Origin of the sequence: Levilactobacillus fujinensis, assembly GCF_003946335.1 — a bacterium.
GTDB classification, from domain to species: domain Bacteria; phylum Bacillota; class Bacilli; order Lactobacillales; family Lactobacillaceae; genus Levilactobacillus; species Levilactobacillus fujinensis.
The window spans coordinates 1-2,186 of sequence record NZ_RHNX01000084.1 but is presented as its reverse complement, the minus strand read 5'-3'; the positions used below and the strand labels follow the sequence as shown (position 1 = coordinate 2,186).

The window sequence follows — 2,186 nt, the reverse complement described above, 5'->3', positions numbered from 1 at the left end:
CATCGGCCAAATCTTTATCAATCTTGACTTGGACCCGTTTCTTTTCCTTAACTGCCATGATTGTCTCATCTCCTTTCTTTTACTACTACCATTATACTACCTTTTGAGTACCTTATCAATAGATAAAGCCCTGGCCTCAAATCACTTGAGCTTGGCGTTGATCTAAAGGCTGAACTTTTGAGCTGGTTAGCCTGGCTAGCTCTGGCGCTCATTTAAAAGCCCCTATTCTTATGTTTAAGCCATTTAAATCTAACTTAAGTAAAATAGGTTAGTAAGTCTTAAAACCGCTTAGAAAGGATTTTGTAGCCTTTTAGGACTAGTAGTACAACCCACTGTTATCGTTGTCGGCCGACTTTTCTTCTTCGGGGTGTTTAGCCGCATATTCTCTAGCCGCTTGTTTATTCCACCAAATCCCAAATAGGTTTTGCATGGTGCCGTATAAGTAGTTCTCCACGTTCTTGATATGCTTCTCATTGCTTCTTAGGGCGTTAAAGTAGCGTCTTAAGGCTTTAGTCATCAAAGGTTTTAGTTCTTCGTCGTAAAGCGGGATTATGACGCCAATATCTTGATGATCCTTTTCAACTCGGTACTTAGCATTTAAGATAATGCCAATGAAGCGCCGCATTTGTTGCGGAGTGCGGCACCAGAAACTTAGTAATTGCACGGCTTCGGGTTCTAAGAAAACCGGTAAGCCACTGTCTTCATCAGTTAAGAAGTCATTAGCATGGTTCACCAAATCCTGGTTTTGCTTTTGAATTTCTGCTGGTGAGAAATTGGCTGTGGAAAAGTCCAACTTTTGAGTATCTATATTGTATCTATTAGTATCTAAATTATTAGTATAGTCTAGATCTTGTCTCTTTTTGAGAAGTCCGCTTGTACCAAGGGATTCAGGCGATTTTAATGGCTCTCGCTTAATATAAACGTCTTTTGCTGTTACTTCCAAATCTGCCAAATATAATCTATTTGGTTCGTTTTTGCCTGATCTTGGATTAAAACCCATATGTTTTTGATACAAAAGTTTTGCGTCCATTAATTCGTGTTTAATCTTATTGATTTTATTATTTGACCAGTTTCGTAAATCTTTTAGTTCATTGTTTGTGTATATGAAATATACGTTGTTATTTTCATCAACCCAATTATTGCTTAGTGAGTAACTTAGACGATCGCGTAACACCGAATAAAGTAAAATGGCACTATCGCTAAAAGATCGGTAGCGTCAAGAATCTTGTGTAAATGAAATGCCTTCGTACATATAATATGTATCTAACTTAAATAAATGATGCTTTCAAGGTGTCCTGGAGTCCTTTGAACCCTCGGTGGATCCGCTTCAGAGACTTCTCGTTATAAACATTAAACTGAGAAACCAGGAAGCGATCCAGTGAATCTTCCGTTGGAAATTGTTCTTTGTGGTGGGTGGTGCGCTTGAGATGCTTATTAAAGTTCTCAATCAGGTTAGTGGAGTATAGTGATTGCCGGATAGCTGGTGGAAAGTCCATGAAAGTGAGTAAATTCGGCATTTTAAGCAGATCTTTGATTAATTTGGGATAGGTCTGATGCCAGTTGTTGGCGAACTCATTCAGTTTCAGTTCGGCTGCTTCACGGTTGGCGGCCCGATGAACTTGTTTAAAGTCACTGATCACGGCCTTGCGGTCTTTTACGCGAACTTTGTTCATCAGATTCCGCCCAACATGAACCAGGCAACGTTGTCGTTTGGCTTTAGGGAAATGCCGATTCAAGCCTTCATCCAAACCAACTAACCCATCGGCCACAAACAACAGCACATCTTTAACGCCCTGCTTGATCAAGGTTCCCAGCAGTTCAGTCCAGATTCCAGTCGATTCCGTTGGCGCCACTTGGTAGTTCAGCACTTCTTTCGTACCATCTGGACGAATGCCAATCGCAATATGAACGGCTTCTTTTTGAACGGTATCCCGCTTTAACGGCAAGTAAGTGGCATCTAAGAAGATGGCCGCATATTGTGAAGCCAGTCGACGTTGCTGGAAAGCTTGAACCTGTTCATTGACGGCTTTAGTCATGTTGGAAACCGTGGCTTTGGAGTAGTGAGCACCGTACATTTTCTCAATGAGTTCGGCAATTTCAGCAGTGGTAATTCCCTTGGTATACAACTGAATGACCGTTGTTTCTAAATTATCACTGTGCCGACCGTAGGCTGGCAAGGTATGATT

At 41.1% G+C, this 2,186-nt stretch carries 1 protein-coding gene and 1 pseudogene; both read right to left on the bottom strand.

Annotation, left to right across the window (positions count from 1 at the left end):
- Nucleotides 1-316 precede the first annotated feature (316 nt).
- Nucleotides 317-1,216: pseudogene (locus EKM89_RS13710) on the bottom strand (replication initiator protein A); the annotation flags it as partial.
- 52 nt (nucleotides 1,217-1,268) lie between these two features.
- Nucleotides 1,269-2,186 (bottom strand): IS256 family transposase (locus EKM89_RS13705; protein WP_125689334.1); only part of this gene is annotated, 918 nt, incomplete at its 5' end.